The sequence below is a fragment of the Exiguobacterium acetylicum DSM 20416 genome (genome assembly GCF_000702605.1).
Lineage (GTDB): Bacteria > Bacillota > Bacilli > Exiguobacteriales > Exiguobacteriaceae > Exiguobacterium_A > Exiguobacterium_A acetylicum.
The window spans coordinates 330,737-347,525 of the sequence record NZ_JNIR01000001.1; the positions used below are offsets into that span (position 1 = coordinate 330,737).

The window sequence follows — 16,789 nt, forward strand, 5'->3', positions numbered from 1 at the left end:
TGTAAGAAATGAAACTTATCCTTTAAAATCACGTACACTAATAGCATAGACAAAATATGAATGAGGAGGAAGAGCAGATGTTAAAGATTGAAAATATCTCAAAGCGTCTCGGGAAAGAGCAAATTTTAAAAGACGTCAGTTTTGAGGTATCCCCAGGAGAAGTGTTCGGCTTCCTCGGACCGAACGGAGCAGGGAAGACGACGACGATTCGCATCATCACGGGACTACTCGAGCAGGATGCAGGGAAAGTCACGGTCAATGGATTTGATGTCGTAGAAGAGCGTTCGAAAGCGTTGACGCAAATTGGAGCAATCGTGGAGAATCCAGCGTTTTATCCTTATCTGACAGGAAAACAAAACTTGGTTCATGCAAAAAACCTCATTCCGGGACTCGGTCAAGTTGATTATGATGCACTAGCACGACTCGTTGGTCTCGAAGGAAAGCTTTCAAAAAAAGTCGGAGAGTACTCACTCGGAATGAAGCAACGACTGGGAATTGCTCGTGCCTTGCTACATAACCCGCGCGTCTTGATTTTAGATGAACCGACGAATGGTCTGGATCCATCCGGGATTGCGGAGCTTCGTGAATATTTACGCCAAATGGCGCGTGAACAAGATATCGCGATTTTAATTTCAAGCCATATGTTGAGTGAGATGGAACAAATCAGTGATCGTTACGCGATCATCGATCAGGGTGTCATCAAGTCGGTCGAGTCCGTTCGTAATGAAACCGGAGCGAAAATCGCTCTACGTGTCAATGCGGAAGCGATGACAGATGTACTCGATGCCCTTCGCGTCGCAAACTACCCATCAGAAGTACTCGAGAATAAAATCATTATCACCGCACCGGAAAGTGAATGTCCAGCTATCGCTCGACTCGTCGTGCCGATTGCCGATTTACATGAACTGACCGTTAAACGCTTGACGCTCGAGGAACAATTCCTGCAAGTAACGAAAAAAGAGGGGGATTCACATGCTTTCGCTCATACAAAATGAATGGATGAAATGGTGGACGACTAAAAAAGCGAAAATCGTTTTAGCGCTATATGTCGTTATTGCAGTTGGTATTATCATCATTGCAAAGACGAATGATTTTGAGTTCACACGTTATGATTATTATTCATTAACGTTCCTTTTACTGACATCTCTATTAGGAATCATTACGATTGTCTTCACGGCAGAAGCCATCGGGAATGAAGTACGTTATGACACGATGAAACACTTATTAATGAGTCCGTATTCCAGAATGACGATTTACTTCTCGAAATTGATTTTCTCGATTTTGATCATGTTATTTCAATTCGTGTTCATCGCTGCGATCGTCTACGCAGGCTCATTTGCGTTTTCAGAAGCAGGAGATCCAATTCTGTTCCGAGATACGATCGTCGAAGTTGTCAGTCCGATTTTTACAATATTCATGACGTTATTCTTCTCATTGTTATTCCGTTCTGTCGGAATGATCATCGGCTTCACCGTACTGGCTCAGTTCTTTACGAGCATTGCGGGTAACTTACTGATTGGCTTCAAGCCAGCAATCGCTAAGTGGATCATATTCATGCATTTAGACTGGTCAATGTATTTCAAGGATTCTATGACCTATGGTACGAGTGAAGCGATGGGAACATCTTTGACATTCTCCGTCTTGTTCGTATTGGCACACATCATCGTCCTATTAGGTGCATCGATTCTTGTCTTCCAAAGAAAATCATATACGTAAATGAAAGAGCTCCTGCTGATAGATAAATTCGTCTATCAGCAGAAGCTCTTTTTCAGTATTCAAGAACTTGTTCGTTTAGGCGGACGTGCTGTAATCGGGAACAATTGCTGGAACCATTCGATTAGTGGACCGTTCAATAAGAGGAAAATGAAAGTTCCGACTCCGATGCCGATCAGTTCGCGTTCAATTAGTGAAAAGAGGCAAGCAATCACAAAAGGAATGCCGAGGCTGATCGTTGCTCCGAGCGATGTACTTTTAAAACGACTGATGAGTGACTTCATCAAGTAATCCGGTGGCATCAATACGAACCCGATTTGGAGATAGAGGGCGAGTCCAAGTGAAATCAACGGCATGCCGATCAACATGTACACGGCGCGCATCCACAATCCTTGTGGTGTATAAATCAATTGATGGATCGATAAGAAGAAATCAATCGCGGCGCCGAAAAGGACGACGAGTGCAAAACTAAGGACGATCGTCCACCAACTGAAGCGGCTTCCGAGAAAGAGTGTTGCAATCAAGGCGAGTACATGTAGGACGATGATCGCTAGTCCAACGGTTAACGGTGAGATTGCCGCGACGGCTTCACTCGCTGAAGTCCAAGGTGCACTCCCGATCGAGGCGGTCACCATGAAGCTGTTTCCTAAGGCGTTAATTAAAATAGAAAATAAATAGATGACAATCCGTTTTTGCTGACTCATTGACGTGCACAGACGGTAGGACTGCGCGTTCACCTCCTGAAAATAAATCGTTTCGTTAAGCTATACCCTAATCGTAGCGCTCTTTTCACTTATTTTCATGAAAAGAGCATTGCCTATTCCTTATGTTTCACGACATACTTAGGACACATTACGAATCAGGGGGGAGAACGTATGACATATTTTGGACAGAAGATCCTGCCTTCCGTTAGAAAATTAGAAGACTTTGAAAAGATGCTGAAGAGTCCATATGAATATGGGGTCTTACTCGAAATGCACGTATCGCGTTTAAAAGCAGTCTACGAGATGGCGCATCGTTACGACAAAAAAATGTTTTTGCACATGGATCTCGTTCAAGGATTAAAAAATGATGAATACGCAACGGAATACGTCTGCCAAGAATTGAAACCGTATGGTGTCATTTCGACGAAGGCAAGCGTCATCTTGAAAGCACGTCAAAAAAAGGTCAAGACGATGCAACGCATGTTCTTACTCGATTCGAGTTCACTCGAAAAGAGTTATCAACTTATGGAACGGACGCAACCTGATTACATCGAAGTGTTACCAGGGTTAATGCCAAAGTACATTCAAGAAGTGAAAGAAAAGACGGGACGTCTCGTTTTTGCAGGAGGACTCATCGATACGGTCGAGGAAGTTGAACAAGCGATTGAAGCAGGTGCCTCAAGTATCACGACATCGAATAAGGATTTGTGGCGTCATTTTGAACCACGCTCCTAATCGGGGTGTGAGGAAAATCATTCGGATTATTTGACAGCGTTTTCACTGGTTGTTATAGTGATATCAAGTTGATACAAAGTGACGGAGAAAAGGGAGATTCACGTGTGAGTCCTGCTTGAAGAAAATTCAAGCATGAACTGACGTGGATCTCCTTTTTATGTTGCTTTTTTCACATAACAAAAAGGAGGAATACACATGTCACCCTTACTAGCGGAATTTTTAGGTACAGCCTTGCTTGTCGCGCTTGGAAACGGTGTTGGTGCAGGCGTTAGTTTGACGAAATCGTTTGCGAAGGATGCAGGCTGGATCGTCATCACGTTTGCCTGGGGTTTTGCTGTGGCGATTGCAGCGTATGCCGTCGGTCAATTCAGTGGAGCACACCTTAATCCAGCAGTAACGCTTGGTTTAGCCTTTGACGGTTCATTTGCATGGGCGGACGTACCAGGCTATATCGTCGCTCAAATTGCCGGCGGGATACTTGGTGCAAGTCTTGTTTTCGTTCATTACTTACCACACTGGGCGGAGACGAAAGACCCAGCAACGAAACTCGGCGTCTTTGCGACGTCACCAGCGATTCCACATACATTTGCCAATCTAATGAGTGAAATGATTGCGACATTCTTACTTGTCATCGGGTTGTTATCGATCGGAGCGAATAAGTTCTCAGATGGTTTAAATCCATTGATCGTCGGTTTCTTGATCGTCAGCCTCGGTATGTCATTCGGAGGCACGACAGGATATGCGATGAATCCGGCGCGGGACCTTGGTCCACGTATCGCTCACTTCATCTTACCGATTCATGGAAAAGGATCTTCGAACTGGGGATACTCATGGATTCCGGTTCTCGGACCAGTTCTCGGTGGAAGTCTTGGCGGATTGTTTTATCGTTCGGTCTTCACAGGAAAAGATACACCGGCTTTTTGGGTTGTAGGACTTGTGACAATCGTCATATTAGGCTTATGCTATAGATTCGGTGTTCGTCCGAACAAAACAACGTCAGTGGAGTCAAAGTCAGCTTAACTTATTTAGATACAAAAGGATGGGGAAGAGATGGAGAACTACATTTTGTCATTGGATCAGGGAACGACGAGTACACGTGCGATCCTGTTTAATCGTGCCGGCGAGATCGTCCATTCAGCACAACAGGAATTCACGCAGTATTTTCCGAAACCAGGTTGGGTCGAACACAACGCAAACGAGATTTGGGGAAGTGTCCTTGCTGTCGTGGCGACTTGTCTGACGGAGGCGAACGTAAAGCCATCGCAGATTGCTGGTATTGGAATCACGAACCAACGTGAAACAGCTGTCGTCTGGGAAAAAGAAACAGGGAAACCGATTCACAATGCAGTCGTGTGGCAATCGAGACAAACGGCTGAAATCTGTGAAGCGCTTCGAGCAGCCGGTCATGCCGAGCTCTTCCGTGAGAAGACAGGTCTATTGATTGACGCTTATTTCTCTGGTACGAAAGTCAAATGGATTTTAGATCATGTCGAAGGAGCACGGGAACGTGCTGAACGTGGTGAACTATTGTTCGGTACGATCGATACGTGGCTCATCTGGAAATTATCCGGCGGAAAAGCACATGTGACCGACTATTCGAATGCAAGTCGTACGTTGATGTATAACATTCATGAATTAAAATGGGATGACGAGTTACTCGGCATCTTAGATGTCCCGAAAGCGATGCTTCCAGAAGTACGACCATCTTCTGAAGTGTACGCAGAGACAGCAGGGTATCACTTCTTCGGAGAATCAGTTCCGATTGCTGGAGCAGCGGGCGATCAGCAAGCCGCATTGTTTGGTCAAGCGTGTTTTGATACAGGAATGGCGAAGAACACATACGGTACAGGCTGCTTCATGTTGATGAACACAGGGGAAGAGGCTGTGAAATCAGATCACGGATTGCTGACGACGATCGCGTGGGGCGTCGATGGAAAAGTGGAGTATGCTTTAGAAGGAAGTATCTTCGTCGCAGGATCTGCGATTCAATGGTTACGTGACGGCTTACGTCTCATTGATGATGCCAAAGAATCAGAAGGATACGCAACACGCGTCACGTCTTCAGACGGTGTCTACGTTGTACCAGCATTCGTTGGTCTCGGTACACCTTACTGGGATTCAGACGTTCGTGGTGCCGTCTTCGGTTTGACACGTGGTACGGAAAAAGAACATTTCATCCGCGCGACACTTGAATCACTCGCTTATCAGACACGCGACGTCCTATCTGCGATGGAGCAAGATTCAGGGATCGAGATGAAAACACTTCGTGTCGATGGTGGAGCGGTTAAAAACGACTTCTTGATGCAGTTCCAAGGTGACATCATCCAAGCACCAGTTGAGCGTCCGGAAATCAATGAGACGACGGCATTAGGAGCAGCCTACTTGGCCGGTCTTGCTGTTGGATTCTTTGAGAACCGTGAACAAATTGCGACGCAATGGAAAAAAGAACGTCGTTTCGAGCCGAGTATGGCAAAAGAAGAGACGGATGCGCTCTACGGTGGATGGCAAAAAGCTGTTCAAGCTACGATGTTGTTCAAATGATGTGAGGTATGTTATAGTAAGGTCAAGTTAATAAATCGGTCGGAGAATATGGAGAGACCACAGCAACAGTTGACATAGTCAGCGTGTTTGTTGTGGTCTCTTTTTTTTCGAACCTAAACAGGAGGAACTATTCATGGCTAACCAACCATTTTCAAGCAAAAACCGTGCAGATGTCTATAATCGATTAACACGTGAAGAACTCGATCTACTCGTCGTAGGTGGCGGGATCACAGGTGCGGGGATCGCCCTCGATGCGGCATCACGCGGTATGAAGATTGGCCTCGTCGAAATGCAGGATTTCGCGTCCGGTACATCTAGTCGTTCAACGAAATTAGTCCATGGTGGTCTACGTTATTTAAAACAATTCGAAGTTCAAATGGTCGCGGAAGTCGGTAAAGAACGTGCGATCGTTTACGAAAACGGACCACATGTCACGACACCAGAGTGGATGTTGCTTCCGATGCATAAAGGCGGTACGTTCGGACCATTCAGTACGTCGATCGGTCTTCGTGTCTATGACTTCTTAGCAGGTGTTAAACGTTCTGAGTGGCGTTCGATGTTATCTGCGAAAGAAACATTGGCAAAAGAACCACTCGTCAAACAACAAGGTCTTAAAGGTGGCGGATACTACGTCGAGTACCGTACGGATGACGCTCGTCTTACGATCGAAGTCATGAAAGAAGCGGTTGAACACGGTGCACGTGTCGTCAATTATACAAAAGCAGAAGAAATCATCTATGATGCTGGGAAAGTCGTCGGAATGCGTGTGACAGATCTTTTGACAGGTGACGTGCATGAAATCCGTGCGAAAAAAGTCGTCAACGCGACAGGTCCATGGGTCGATGAATTACGTGAAAAAGATGGCTCTAAAGTCGGGAAACAACTTCGTTTGACAAAAGGTGTCCACGTCGTCATCGATCAATCGAAATTCCCACTCAAACAAGCGGTCTACTTCGATACACCAGACGGTCGGATGATCTTCGCGATTCCACGTGATGGAAAAGCATACGTGGGTACGACAGATACGTTCTTCGATAAAGATACAGCACATCCGAAGTTCACAGTCGAAGACCAAGACTACGTCCTAGACGCGATTCACTATATGTTCCCAGAGGTTAAAGTGACAGCAGAAGACGTAGAATCAAGCTGGGCTGGTGTACGTCCATTGATTTATGAAGAAGGAAAAGATCCTTCTGAAATTTCTCGTAAAGATGAAGTTTGGCAATCTGAGTCAGGTCTCATCACGATTGCTGGTGGGAAATTGACTGGATACCGTAAAATGGGCGAGCACGTCGTTGATCTCGTCGCTAAACTTTTGAAAAAAGAAGAAAACGTCGCATACGCACGTTGTTCGACGAAAAACATGCCAATGTCTGGTGGACACGTCGGCGGAGCAAAAGGATTTGCTGAATTCCTTAAAGCTCAAACAGCAACGAATGGTCTAACGACAGAAGAAGTTCAATTCCTTGCAAAACGCTACGGTTCGAACTTACCGAAAGTACTTGAATATGCAGCAGCATACGATGCGGCAACGACAGCTCTTCCACGTTCTGTCTATGCACAACTCCACTACAGCATCGAACATGAAATGGTCGCTCGTCCGATCGACTTCTTCATCCGTCGTACAGGCGCTGTCTTCTTCGACATCGCGTGGGCTCGTACTCACAAAGACGCGGTCATCAAAGAGATGAAATCTGTCTTGAACTGGACTGCAGAACAAACAGCTGCTTACACGAAAGAACTCGATATCGAAATCGAAGATGCAGCGCATGCACTCGTGACAGAATAAGTTTTAAAATGGTAAAGAACCAAGATGCAATGTCTTGGTTCTTTTTTGTATGAAGTCAAGGAGGTCTTGGGCGGAAAGATTGCAACTCTGCCTAGAGGCGACTATGCTTAAAGTATGATATCGCACAAAAAGGAGAGAACACAGATGAAAGTAGAAGTATGGTCGGATTATGCATGTCCGTTTTGTTATATTGGGAAGCGTCGCCTAGAACAAGCAATTGCGAATGAAAAGTTGGATGTCGAGGTCGAATTTAAAAGCTTTGAACTCGATCCAGATGCACCAGCAGTACCAACGCAAGGATTATACGAAATTCTTGCTTCAAAATATGGAACGACTCTCGAGCAAGCACGGAATATGTCGCAAGGTGTCGTTGATACGGCACGTCAGGAAGGCTTGCACTATGAGATGGATCGTGTCATCCCAGCCAATACATTCGAGGCTCATCGCCTGACTCAATTCGCTAAAAAACATGGTAAGATGAATGCAGTATCAGAAGCCTTGTTCACAGCGTATTTCATGAATGGAGAAGATTTAAATGACCCAACCATTCTGACACGGATTGCAGTAGATGCTGGACTTGCTGAAGCAGACGTCACAGCGTTTCTCGCTTCAGAAGAACTGGCGACAGATGTTCGAGAAGAAGAAGCAATGGCGCAACAACTCGGTGTTCGTGGTGTACCGTTCTTCGTCTTCGACCGGAAATATGCCATTTCAGGCGCACAACCAGTAGAGGCATTCGAACAAGTCTTCGCGAAAATTCGCCAAGAACAAACACTTGAAGTCATCGCTGAAGGTGACGCATGTGGTGTTGACGGCTGTAACTGATCAATTATGATTCCATCACAAAGGAGCATGAAACCCTTATGAAATTCATCTTCCATCCTGAGATTCGCGATGCGCGAATCAATCTCGCTGTTGAAGAATTCATCTTGAACAACCTGAACGTCAATGAAGAAGACTATTTCTTGTTTTATATCAACGGTCCGTCGATCATCGTCGGAAAAAACCAGAACACGAACGAAGAAGTCAATCTGAAGTATGTTGAGGAAAACGGCATCCACGTCGTCCGTCGTCTTTCCGGTGGTGGCGCTGTGTATCATGACGAAGGAAACTTGAACTTCAGTTTCTTGACGAAAGATGACGGAGATTCGTTTAACAACTATAAAAAGTTCACGGAGCCGGTTGTACAAGCGCTGCATAAACTCGGTGTCGAAGCGGAGTTATCCGGACGAAACGATATTCATGTCGGAAGCCGGAAAATCAGTGGGAATGCCCAGTTCACGACTAAAGGGCGGATGTTTAGTCACGGGACACTGATGCTCGATTCAAACATTGAAGAAGTCGTCAATGCGCTTGTCGTCAGTGAAGAGAAGATGCGCTCTAAAGGCATTAAATCAGTCCGGAGCCGTGTCGCGAATATTTCGGAATTTCTGTCAGAACCATTGACGATGGAACAATTCGTCGATCATCTCCTTGCTTCGATCTATGAAGGGAAAGAGATTGAACGGTATATTTTGACAGAAGAGGACTGGGATAAAGTACGTGCCATCTCGGCAGAACGTTATGGCAACTGGGAGTGGAATTTCGGAAAATCGCCGAAATTCGATGTCATCCATAAAAAACGATTCCCGATCGGGACGATTGATTTCCGATTAAACGTTAAAAAAGGCATCATTGAAGAAGCGAAGATCTACGGCGACTTCTTTGGTGTCGAAGATGCGGAAGAAATCGCACGGGCGCTCGAAGGTTCACGTTATGACCGTGCGTCTCTTCGCGAAGTGCTCGGTCGCTATGAATTGAAAAAATATTTCGGGGCTGTCGAACTTGATGAGGTCCTAGACGTTTTAGCGTAAGTCTTTATGGGAAAACTCTTTCTATCAACTGCATAGGGGGAGTTTTTTTCATGGGCTATAATAAAGATAATTTTTTAGAAGGTTCGTTGACGGACTTTATTGATTTTGAACGGATTTCAGAAGGGTTACCAAAAACGGAGGATCAACAACCGTTACCATATTATGAGCGTGATGATTATAAGGCAGCAGGTAAACTGGAAGGAAAAGTAGCAATCGTCACAGGCGGAAACTCTGGGATTGGACGCGCTGTCTCGATTGCTTATGTCCGGGAAGGTGCAAAAGTCGTCATCGCTTTCTACGGTGATCAAGAGGGCGCGGAAGAAACAAAAGCACGTCTCGAGGAACTAGGAGGCGAAGTCCTGCTCTCTCAAGGGGATATCGGAGATGCGGAGTACTGTGAAACACTCGTCCAAAAAACAATCGATCGTTTTGGTCGCTTAGATATCGTCGTCAATAATGCGAGCATGCAAAAACCTGAAGATAGTCTGAAGGACATCACAGACGAGTCGATGGAAAAGACGTTCAAGACGAATATCTTCGGAATGATGCGTCTTGCACGTGCTGCGCTACCGCACCTTTCACTCGGTTCTGCCATCATCAATACGACATCGTCGACGGCATACGAAGGGAACGCGCTTTTAATTGACTATTCTGCGACGAAGGGAGCCATCGTCAGCTTCACGCGGAGTCTTTCAATGAACTTAGCGAAAGAAGGAATTCGTGTTAATGCCGTAGCACCAGGCCCAATCTGGACGCCGCTCATCACAGAAACGTTCCCACATGAATCGGTCAAGACATTCGGGAAGAATACACCGATGGATCGTCCGGGACAGCCAGCTGAAATGGCATCGGCATATGTCTTCTTAGCGTGTAATGATTCAAGTTATATGACAGGACAAGTTCTTCATTTAAACGGTGGCGTCATCGTCAACGGTTAAAAAGAAACTCGGTGAAAACGTTTCCAAAAAGTGTTACACTATCCATACGGTCGCTTTTGACTACGTATGGATTTTTTTTACGCAAAAAATGAATAGTCATTCATTCGAAAGGGGAATTTTGCTCATGCTTGGATTGATTCAATCCGTCGAAGAAACCGCTCGAACACATCCGGACTCAACCGCGTATGTGTTTGAGGACACGCAAATCAGCTATCGTGAGTTCGTCGAGAAGTTTCACCGGGCAGCCGGTGCGCTTGAAGCGAACGGAATCCGAAAAGGCGATCATGTCGCGCTGATCTTAGGGAATAGCCCAGCATTCCTAGTGGCATATTACGCCATCATGAAACAAGGGGCAATCGCGATTCCAATCAACCCTACATATACACCGGATGAGATCGGGTATATCCTGATGAACGGTGATGTGAAGGGGATTTTAGGCATTGCGCCGCTCGTCGAAGCTGCAAAAGATCGTCTCGTGCATTTACCGAATCTCAAGATTGTTGTCTCTGTTCCTTACGCGGATCAAGAAGGACCAAACGAAACACATCAACAAGTGACGTTCATCACGCTCGATCGCTGGCTCGAAATCGAACATCCCTTGACAGAAGTGACGAATGAACTGGACGACATCGCTGTCATTCTCTATACGAGTGGAACGACAGGAAAACCAAAAGGTGCGATGTTATCCCACCGTAATCTGACATCAAATGCGCGCTCGATTGGAGATTATCTACATGTATCTAGTAGCGATCGAACACTTGCTGTGTTACCGATGTTCCATGTCTTTTGTTTGACGGTCGTCGTCAATGCTTCACTCGCACATGGAGCGTCAATCATCATTGCTTCACGTTTTTCACCACAGGAGACGTTCGAGTTAGCGAAAAAAGAACAGGTGACAATCTTCGCGGGAGTGCCAACGATGTATAATTTCTTACTTCAAACCGTGAAGGCCCATCCAGAATATGCGACCTATTTTGAATCAACACGTTTGTTCGTCTCAGGGGGAGCGAGTCTTCCAGTGCCGCTTCTTGAAGCGTTTGATCGGACGTTCCAGTGTCATATCCTCGAAGGATACGGTTTATCGGAAGCATCACCCGTCACTTGTTTCAATCCGGTCAATGGTATTCAGAAACCAGGATCGATTGGTACGTCGATCGTCGATGTCGAAAACAAAGTCGTCGATGAACTCGGACAGGAATTACCAGATGGTCAAGTCGGAGAATTGATCGTTCGTGGACCGAACGTCATGACGGGTTATTACAAGATGCCGGAAGAGTCGCAAGCGACGTTACGCGACGGCTGGCTGTTTACGGGTGATTTAGCTCGTCGAGATGAGGATGGATACTTCTATATCGTTGATCGCAAAAAGGACATGATCATCGTCGGTGGTTACAACGTCTATCCACGTGAGGTCGAAGAAGTGCTTTATCAACATCCAAATGTCATCGAAGCAGCCGTCATCGGCATACCGGACGAGGAGATGGGCGAGGCTGTCAAAGCATTTGTCGTTGCCTGTGAGACGATGACAAAAGAGGAAACACAGGCGTTCTGTGCTACATCACTCGCAAAATATAAATGTCCGACACAGATTGAGTTCATCGATCAATTACCTCGTAATACGACCGGAAAGATTTTACGGACCGTATTGAAGAAACAACCGACGAATTCATGAGTGGAATCAAGAACTTCAGGTTTCTGAAGTTCTTTTTCTGTGCATAGACAAGAAGGAGGGGATACAGATGAACATCGCATTGATTGCACACGATGAAAAAAAGGATGAGATGATGGGCTTTACACGAGCTTACGCCGCATTCTTCAAGAAAAATACATTGTATGCGACAGGAACGACCGGACAACGAATCATGGAAGCAACCGACTTGCACGTCCATCGCTGTAAGTCAGGTCCACTCGGTGGTGATCAGGAAATTGGCGCTCTCGTGGCGCAAGGGAAAATCGATATCGTAATCTTCTTACGGGATCCACTGACGGCGCAACCACATGAACCGGACGTCTCGGCACTCATTCGATTATGCGACGTATACGATCTGCCGCTTGCGACGAATGTTGGAACTGCTGAAATTTTAATCAATGGACTCGAACAAGGACAATTCGATTGGAAGGAAATCATCCGAAAACGTCATGAACTGGAACAAAAAAAGTTTTTAGACGATTAATTTCATGAGAACGCTTCTCATTTTCGATTGAGCATGCTATAGTCAGTTTGAGGATGATACTGATTATCAATTGCGATGGAAAAGGTGGCGAAGAAAATGGAGATTCTATTAATGACGGGTGTAACGGTATTGCTAGGAGGCGGCGTTGGATTCTTGACGCACGTCGTAAAAATGGAACGTCGTCAACAGGCAACAACTGTGACTTCAAAGAACGAGCAAGTAGCGTATCCAGCGCTCCGTCTCGTCAAATAATAGAAAATTTACGACTTCGCCTTTCTTTTCTTTTGAAAAGAAAGGTTTTTTTGAATTATTATCCACTCTCCCATAATTTTGCGGAATTCCTTTGATACACTGAAACAAAGCACATTAGTCGAGGAGTGAGAGCCATGCATACAATCTATTTAGTTGATGATGAAGTGAACTTGAATCGTGTACTCGTGAAATATTTGGAGCAAGAAGGATGGCAGGTGAAATCGTTTACGTCTGGTGAGGCGGCAGCCTCTGCCATCGTTGAAAAGCCTGACTTATGGATTTTAGACATCATGCTACCGGATATGGATGGTTTTCAATTGATTAAACGGATCAAGGCACATGATGAGACGACACCTGTCATTTTCATCTCGGCTCGGGATGAGGATATCGATAAAATCATTGGTCTTGAGATGGGATCGGACGATTACATCGCAAAACCGTTCCTTCCGCGAGAACTCGTCATCCGCGTCAAAAAGATTTTGGCACGAACGTATGCGACACCAAAGAGTGGTGTCATCCAATACGGTGATTATATGATTTATCCAGAGAAACGAATCATCGAAGAGAATGGTCAAGAAATCGATTTGACGTCGAAAGAATACGATCTATTGATTTTATTCGCCACACAAATTGGGACGCCGATGTCACGCGAGCAGATTCTCGTCAGCGTCTGGGGTGACGATTATTTCGGTTCAGACCGAGTCGTCGATGATCTCGTTCGTCGCGTCCGTAAAAAATTATCGAAGCTTGAGCTCGAAACGATTTACGGTATCGGTTATCGCTTGGTGTCTGCATGAAAAACCGCAGTCTTGGATTCCAGATTTGGGCGATGTTTCTGCTCGTCATCGTCACGCTTTCTGCGGTCATTCTCCTGGTCATCCGGTCATCGATCGGAAATTTCATCGATGAACAGGTCTATGCGACACTTGAGAATAGCGAAGTCTTCTTCTCGAAAGATGCTTCCGTCATCGAGATGCTTCAAGATAATCCGATTGAATTTGACCGCCGGAAACAGGAGTCCCGTTCTGTGAATATCCTACTTCTTTCTAAAAACGGAAAGCTCTATTACGGTGGAGCGCCACAACAGCTGATCAATCAGATGTACCGTGATGCGATTGATCAAAAAACAGTTACGGCAAAGTATACGACGCGTCTTGATAAAGAAGATGTCTACTACAGTATTCGAAAAATCGAGGATAGTGGTGAAACGTACTATCGTGTCTCCTATGTTTGGGATGCGTATCGACAAGAACTGATTACGCAGTTATTCTCGAAAATCGGATTCGTCGTCATCATCGGAAGTATCTTTACGCTATTCATTGCGTTTTGGTTAGCACGACGTTTGACACAACCACTCGTTGAAATCGAGGGAGCGGTCGGTAAAATCGCGGCTCAAAAATGGGATACACCACTTCCGCTTGACCGCGGGGATGAAATCGGACGACTCGCACGATCCGTCGATGCGATGCGGATGGATCTTGAAAAGCAGGATAAGGCACAAAAATCATTACTTCAAAACATCTCCCATGATTTGAAAACGCCAATCATGGTTATTCGAAGTTATGCCCAGTCCATCTCAGACGGGATTTATCCAGATGGTGATTTGACCGGATCCGTATCCGTCATTGATGAAGAGGCGGAGCGGTTAGAGAAAAAAGTCGCGGCTCTACTTTATGTCACGAAGCTCGACTATTTCGAGCTCGATCGTTCGACCTGGGACAATGTTGACATCGACCGGATGGTGCATCTGTTGAAAAATCGCTTTTCTGGAACGAAGTCACTGGAATGGCATGTCAGCGGAGAAGCAGGAATTGTTCTTGGTGAAGGAGAGCAGTTACGTGTTGCGCTAGAAAATGTCATGGACAATGCGATTCGTTATGCCGAAACACGAATCGATATCCGATTGTCCGGAACAGCGGATCAGGTGCATATCGAAATCGAAAATGACGGACCACCGCTTGACGCCTCCTCGCCACTGTTCCATCAATTCTCACGTGGCAAGGAAGGAAAGTTTGGGCTTGGTCTCTATATCGTCAAACGGATCGTTGAGCGTCATGATGGAACGGTCGCAATCGAAAACCGTTCTGCGGGAAATGGAGTTGGAAAAGTTTGTGTGATTTTTAATTTCCCACGTCATTTTATTGTGCAAGAGGAAAAAAAACCAAAAGAATTTTAAAAACGGGATCTTTGGATCTCGTTTTTTTCGTTAGGAAATAATCGTTCCGTTCATGCAAGGCAAAAGGAAGTTTGATATAACCAATATAATCCAGGAAGGGAGCGAAGGAGATGTCATACCCAATCACGGAAGAAACGTTAGCCTTGATCCCGCGATACGGTCAATACGGTGAACCGCAGACACTCGTCATCAAGGAACATTCTGAAAGTATTTTAGATGGTCATCCCATTAAGTTGATTGAAGAATCCTGTTTGTATTTTGGTTCGTCGATGCGTGGAAGAATTGAAGCAGCGCGGCATATTCTTGGTCCGAACCGAAAGACACCTGTTTTAGTGGATTGGCAAGCACAGACGATTTTCTTTCCAACGACCGCAAAAGAAAAGGCAGAATGTATTTGGATTAATTTTAAACAGATGAAGACTGTTCAGAAAAAATCGGGTAAAGTACAAGTCGAATTTCAGACCGGGCAATGTATCGATACCGATGCATCTGCGTACAGCATCGAGCGACAACGGATTAAAACGCTGGAACTGGCGTATGAAATGCAACGTCGTTTTCAGTTGCCGGAGTTTAAGAATCGGTGAAAAGTGGAAACACATAACAGGAATCTTACTTACGTAAGGAGAAACAGTAGAGAGAGAAATCATAGGGAGGTGAAGCGGTAACTTTTACCGCGACACGATGAATGAATCATACGAATGGTTAAATCGCCGAAAACTACAGCCTGGATTTGGTGCGACTGGAGGCAGACGCTTTATCAGTTCTCGCATCGTGCGTCCGGAAAATACACCGGGTAAACGAATCAAAGGAATTAAACGGGCACGACAATTGGTCGTCGATGATGCTGGAAATCGCCGTTGGGTCACGAAACGCATCGTCGTGACGGATGCTGCGAAACACGTCACGATGAACCGTCGGACATCTATCGCCTTGAAGGAGACGAATGAGTCGCGCCTTGAGCAAGTCAAACAAAAACTAGCATCTAACAAAAAGGTCTTATTACCGATTTTGGCGGCAACAGGGATCGCTGTCGCAGGTGGCGTTCTTGCTTACGTTCTTCGTCGGAAGAAAAAACAATCTGATCAATAAAAAATAAGCCGTTCTCCAATCGGAGGATGGCTTATTTCATGCATTATAAGAATCGTTTTCGTAAAGAAGTCGAGAGTGCTTTGTCTGCGATTTCTTCTAGTTCCGTCAAGTTTGTCGGATCAAAGCTATCATTGTAGAAACGACCTACGAAGTCGACACGATCGTAATCGAGTTCCTTGAAAATCAAGTGTTTATGGTCGTCATAAAAAACGACACGATAGTAATCAGATCCACGTTCAAGTGTTACGAGACCTTTGATATGATCCAATTTTTTTTGTTCTTCGGTTTGCTCTTCCTCGAGCGTGTCATCCTCGTTCGTCGATGCTTCTGCTTGCTCGATCGCATTCTTTACGAGTTCAGGTCGTTGTTCTTGTTCTTCCGTCATGTTTTATCGCCTCCAATTATTATTTTACATGGAAATGGACAGATGAGAAAGAAAAATCCCTCAGTCCATCTGGTGTGCTTCACAAACGCGTAGTACATTCATCGCGCCAATTCGTAATCGCTCGAGTAGTTGGAGTCGTGCTTCTTCATTTGGAATCGTATCAAGAGAAGCTACTTCCATCAGTTCCAACCAACGGATGGCATGTTCTTTTTGAATCGGTAATAACCGGTGAATCATCGCTAAACTCGCCGGCGGTTGATCCGGGTCGCGCGGTCCTCCTGTCAATTGGATCAAGAAGACGAGTTGTGCCTGTTCGACACGTTGTCGATCTTCAGGGAATAACGGTCGCAACAGTGAATCATGGTAGACTTGATGATAGAACGAGCGAACCAAGGATGTGAGTATATGCTCGCCTCCGATGGTTTCGTAAAGTGACAAGA

At 45.5% G+C, this 16,789-nt stretch carries 19 protein-coding genes; 16 read left to right on the forward strand and 3 right to left on the reverse strand.

Going from position 1 to position 16,789, the window contains the following annotated elements; genetic code table 11:
* The first annotated feature begins 77 nt into the window (after positions 1-77).
* Both P401_RS0101695 and P401_RS0101700 read left to right on the forward strand, forming a co-directional pair.
* Positions 78-995, forward strand: coding sequence for an ABC transporter ATP-binding protein (locus P401_RS0101695; protein WP_029340951.1), 918 nt, complete (start codon positions 78-80; stop codon positions 993-995).
* A complete protein-coding gene (locus P401_RS0101700; protein WP_029340952.1) occupies positions 973-1,716 on the forward strand; it encodes an ABC transporter permease in 744 nt (247 codons plus the stop codon). Before P401_RS0101695 ends, P401_RS0101700 begins: the two co-directional genes overlap by 23 nt.
* 59 nt (positions 1,717-1,775) lie before the next feature.
* On the opposite strand, the gene P401_RS0101705 is transcribed toward P401_RS0101700, so the two are convergent.
* Positions 1,776-2,417, reverse strand: a complete 642-nt coding sequence (locus P401_RS0101705; protein ID WP_029340953.1) for a YczE/YyaS/YitT family protein — start codon at positions 2,415-2,417, stop codon at positions 1,776-1,778.
* Between the two features lie 171 nt (positions 2,418-2,588).
* On the opposite strand from P401_RS0101705, the gene P401_RS0101710 reads away from it, so the two are divergent.
* The 14 genes from P401_RS0101710 to P401_RS0101775 all read left to right on the forward strand — a co-directional run bounded on the left by P401_RS0101710 (position 2,589) and on the right by P401_RS0101775 (position 15,964).
* The gene (locus P401_RS0101710) at positions 2,589-3,152 is read left to right on the forward strand and encodes a glycerol-3-phosphate responsive antiterminator (protein WP_023467370.1); all 564 of its coding nucleotides are present in this window, start codon (positions 2,589-2,591) and stop codon (positions 3,150-3,152) included.
* Between the two features lie 195 nt (positions 3,153-3,347).
* The gene (locus P401_RS0101715; RefSeq protein WP_029340954.1) at positions 3,348-4,172 is read left to right on the forward strand and encodes an MIP/aquaporin family protein; all 825 of its coding nucleotides are present in this window, start codon (positions 3,348-3,350) and stop codon (positions 4,170-4,172) included.
* A gap of 30 nt (positions 4,173-4,202) precedes the next feature.
* Positions 4,203-5,693: a glycerol kinase GlpK gene (gene glpK / locus P401_RS0101720; RefSeq protein WP_029340955.1), complete on the forward strand. Its 1,491-nt coding sequence runs from the start codon at positions 4,203-4,205 to the stop codon at positions 5,691-5,693.
* A 133-nt stretch (positions 5,694-5,826) separates the two neighbouring features.
* On the forward strand, positions 5,827-7,482 hold the full coding sequence (locus P401_RS0101725; protein ID WP_029340956.1) for a glycerol-3-phosphate dehydrogenase/oxidase: 1,656 nt from the start codon (positions 5,827-5,829) through the stop codon (positions 7,480-7,482).
* 144 nt (positions 7,483-7,626) lie between these two features.
* Complete coding sequence (locus P401_RS0101730) at positions 7,627-8,307, forward strand: DsbA family oxidoreductase (RefSeq protein ID WP_029340957.1); 681 nt, start codon at positions 7,627-7,629, stop codon at positions 8,305-8,307.
* A 38-nt stretch (positions 8,308-8,345) separates the two neighbouring features.
* Entirely contained in the window at positions 8,346-9,335 is a 990-nt protein-coding gene (locus tag P401_RS0101735; protein WP_023467375.1) for a lipoate--protein ligase, read from the forward strand.
* A 50-nt stretch (positions 9,336-9,385) separates the two neighbouring features.
* Positions 9,386-10,273 carry a glucose 1-dehydrogenase gene (locus tag P401_RS0101740; protein WP_029340958.1) on the forward strand — a complete coding sequence of 296 codons (888 nt, stop codon included), beginning with the start codon at positions 9,386-9,388 and terminating at the stop codon, positions 10,271-10,273.
* Between the two features lie 124 nt (positions 10,274-10,397).
* A complete protein-coding gene (locus tag P401_RS0101745; protein ID WP_029340959.1) occupies positions 10,398-11,945 on the forward strand; it encodes a fatty acid--CoA ligase family protein in 1,548 nt (515 codons plus the stop codon).
* Positions 11,946-12,012: 67 nt separating this feature from the next.
* Positions 12,013-12,447: a methylglyoxal synthase gene (gene mgsA / locus P401_RS0101750; protein WP_029340960.1), complete on the forward strand. Its 435-nt coding sequence runs from the start codon at positions 12,013-12,015 to the stop codon at positions 12,445-12,447.
* A gap of 96 nt (positions 12,448-12,543) precedes the next feature.
* On the forward strand, positions 12,544-12,699 hold the full coding sequence (locus P401_RS18655) for a hypothetical protein (RefSeq protein ID WP_167507527.1): 156 nt from the start codon (positions 12,544-12,546) through the stop codon (positions 12,697-12,699).
* Positions 12,700-12,833: 134 nt separating this feature from the next.
* On the forward strand, positions 12,834-13,496 hold the full coding sequence (locus tag P401_RS0101760) for a response regulator transcription factor (RefSeq protein ID WP_023467381.1): 663 nt from the start codon (positions 12,834-12,836) through the stop codon (positions 13,494-13,496).
* On the forward strand, positions 13,493-14,875 hold the full coding sequence (locus P401_RS0101765; RefSeq protein ID WP_029340961.1) for a HAMP domain-containing sensor histidine kinase: 1,383 nt from the start codon (positions 13,493-13,495) through the stop codon (positions 14,873-14,875). The genes P401_RS0101760 and P401_RS0101765 overlap by 4 nt, the downstream gene beginning before the upstream one ends.
* A 110-nt stretch (positions 14,876-14,985) precedes the next feature.
* Positions 14,986-15,459: a competence protein ComK gene (locus tag P401_RS0101770; protein WP_029340962.1), complete on the forward strand. Its 474-nt coding sequence runs from the start codon at positions 14,986-14,988 to the stop codon at positions 15,457-15,459.
* A gap of 97 nt (positions 15,460-15,556) precedes the next feature.
* The gene (locus P401_RS0101775) at positions 15,557-15,964 is read left to right on the forward strand and encodes a hypothetical protein (RefSeq protein ID WP_023467385.1); all 408 of its coding nucleotides are present in this window, start codon (positions 15,557-15,559) and stop codon (positions 15,962-15,964) included.
* Positions 15,965-16,007: 43 nt separating this feature from the next.
* Here the strand turns inward: P401_RS0101775 and P401_RS0101780 are convergent, their stop codons facing one another.
* Positions 16,008-16,349 (reverse strand): hypothetical protein, encoded by a 342-nt coding sequence (locus P401_RS0101780; protein WP_029340963.1) that lies wholly within the window; start codon positions 16,347-16,349, stop codon positions 16,008-16,010.
* Between the two features lie 60 nt (positions 16,350-16,409).
* Complete coding sequence (locus P401_RS0101785; RefSeq protein WP_029340964.1) at positions 16,410-16,787, reverse strand: truncated hemoglobin; 378 nt, start codon at positions 16,785-16,787, stop codon at positions 16,410-16,412.
* Positions 16,788-16,789: the final 2 nt, after the last annotated feature.

Bases quoted from the DNA above. Each gene is read 5' to 3' on its own strand.
- P401_RS0101695 (WP_029340951.1), top strand. From the start codon at position 78: ATGTTAAAGATTGAAAATATCTCAAAGCGTCTCGGGAAAGAGCAAATT.
- P401_RS0101700 (WP_029340952.1), top strand. From the start codon at position 973: ATGCTTTCGCTCATACAAAATGAATGGATGAAATGGTGGACGACTAAA.
- P401_RS0101705 (WP_029340953.1), bottom strand. From the start codon at position 2,417: ATGAGTCAGCAAAAACGGATTGTCATCTATTTATTTTCTATTTTAATT.
- P401_RS0101710 (WP_023467370.1), top strand. From the start codon at position 2,589: ATGACATATTTTGGACAGAAGATCCTGCCTTCCGTTAGAAAATTAGAA.
- P401_RS0101715 (WP_029340954.1), top strand. From the start codon at position 3,348: ATGTCACCCTTACTAGCGGAATTTTTAGGTACAGCCTTGCTTGTCGCG.
- glpK (WP_029340955.1), top strand. From the start codon at position 4,203: ATGGAGAACTACATTTTGTCATTGGATCAGGGAACGACGAGTACACGT.
- P401_RS0101725 (WP_029340956.1), top strand. From the start codon at position 5,827: ATGGCTAACCAACCATTTTCAAGCAAAAACCGTGCAGATGTCTATAAT.
- P401_RS0101730 (WP_029340957.1), top strand. From the start codon at position 7,627: ATGAAAGTAGAAGTATGGTCGGATTATGCATGTCCGTTTTGTTATATT.
- P401_RS0101735 (WP_023467375.1), top strand. From the start codon at position 8,346: ATGAAATTCATCTTCCATCCTGAGATTCGCGATGCGCGAATCAATCTC.
- P401_RS0101740 (WP_029340958.1), top strand. From the start codon at position 9,386: ATGGGCTATAATAAAGATAATTTTTTAGAAGGTTCGTTGACGGACTTT.
- P401_RS0101745 (WP_029340959.1), top strand. From the start codon at position 10,398: ATGCTTGGATTGATTCAATCCGTCGAAGAAACCGCTCGAACACATCCG.
- mgsA (WP_029340960.1), top strand. From the start codon at position 12,013: ATGAACATCGCATTGATTGCACACGATGAAAAAAAGGATGAGATGATG.
- P401_RS18655 (WP_167507527.1), top strand. From the start codon at position 12,544: ATGGAGATTCTATTAATGACGGGTGTAACGGTATTGCTAGGAGGCGGC.
- P401_RS0101760 (WP_023467381.1), top strand. From the start codon at position 12,834: ATGCATACAATCTATTTAGTTGATGATGAAGTGAACTTGAATCGTGTA.
- P401_RS0101765 (WP_029340961.1), top strand. From the start codon at position 13,493: ATGAAAAACCGCAGTCTTGGATTCCAGATTTGGGCGATGTTTCTGCTC.
- P401_RS0101770 (WP_029340962.1), top strand. From the start codon at position 14,986: ATGTCATACCCAATCACGGAAGAAACGTTAGCCTTGATCCCGCGATAC.
- P401_RS0101775 (WP_023467385.1), top strand. From the start codon at position 15,557: ATGAATGAATCATACGAATGGTTAAATCGCCGAAAACTACAGCCTGGA.
- P401_RS0101780 (WP_029340963.1), bottom strand. From the start codon at position 16,349: ATGACGGAAGAACAAGAACAACGACCTGAACTCGTAAAGAATGCGATC.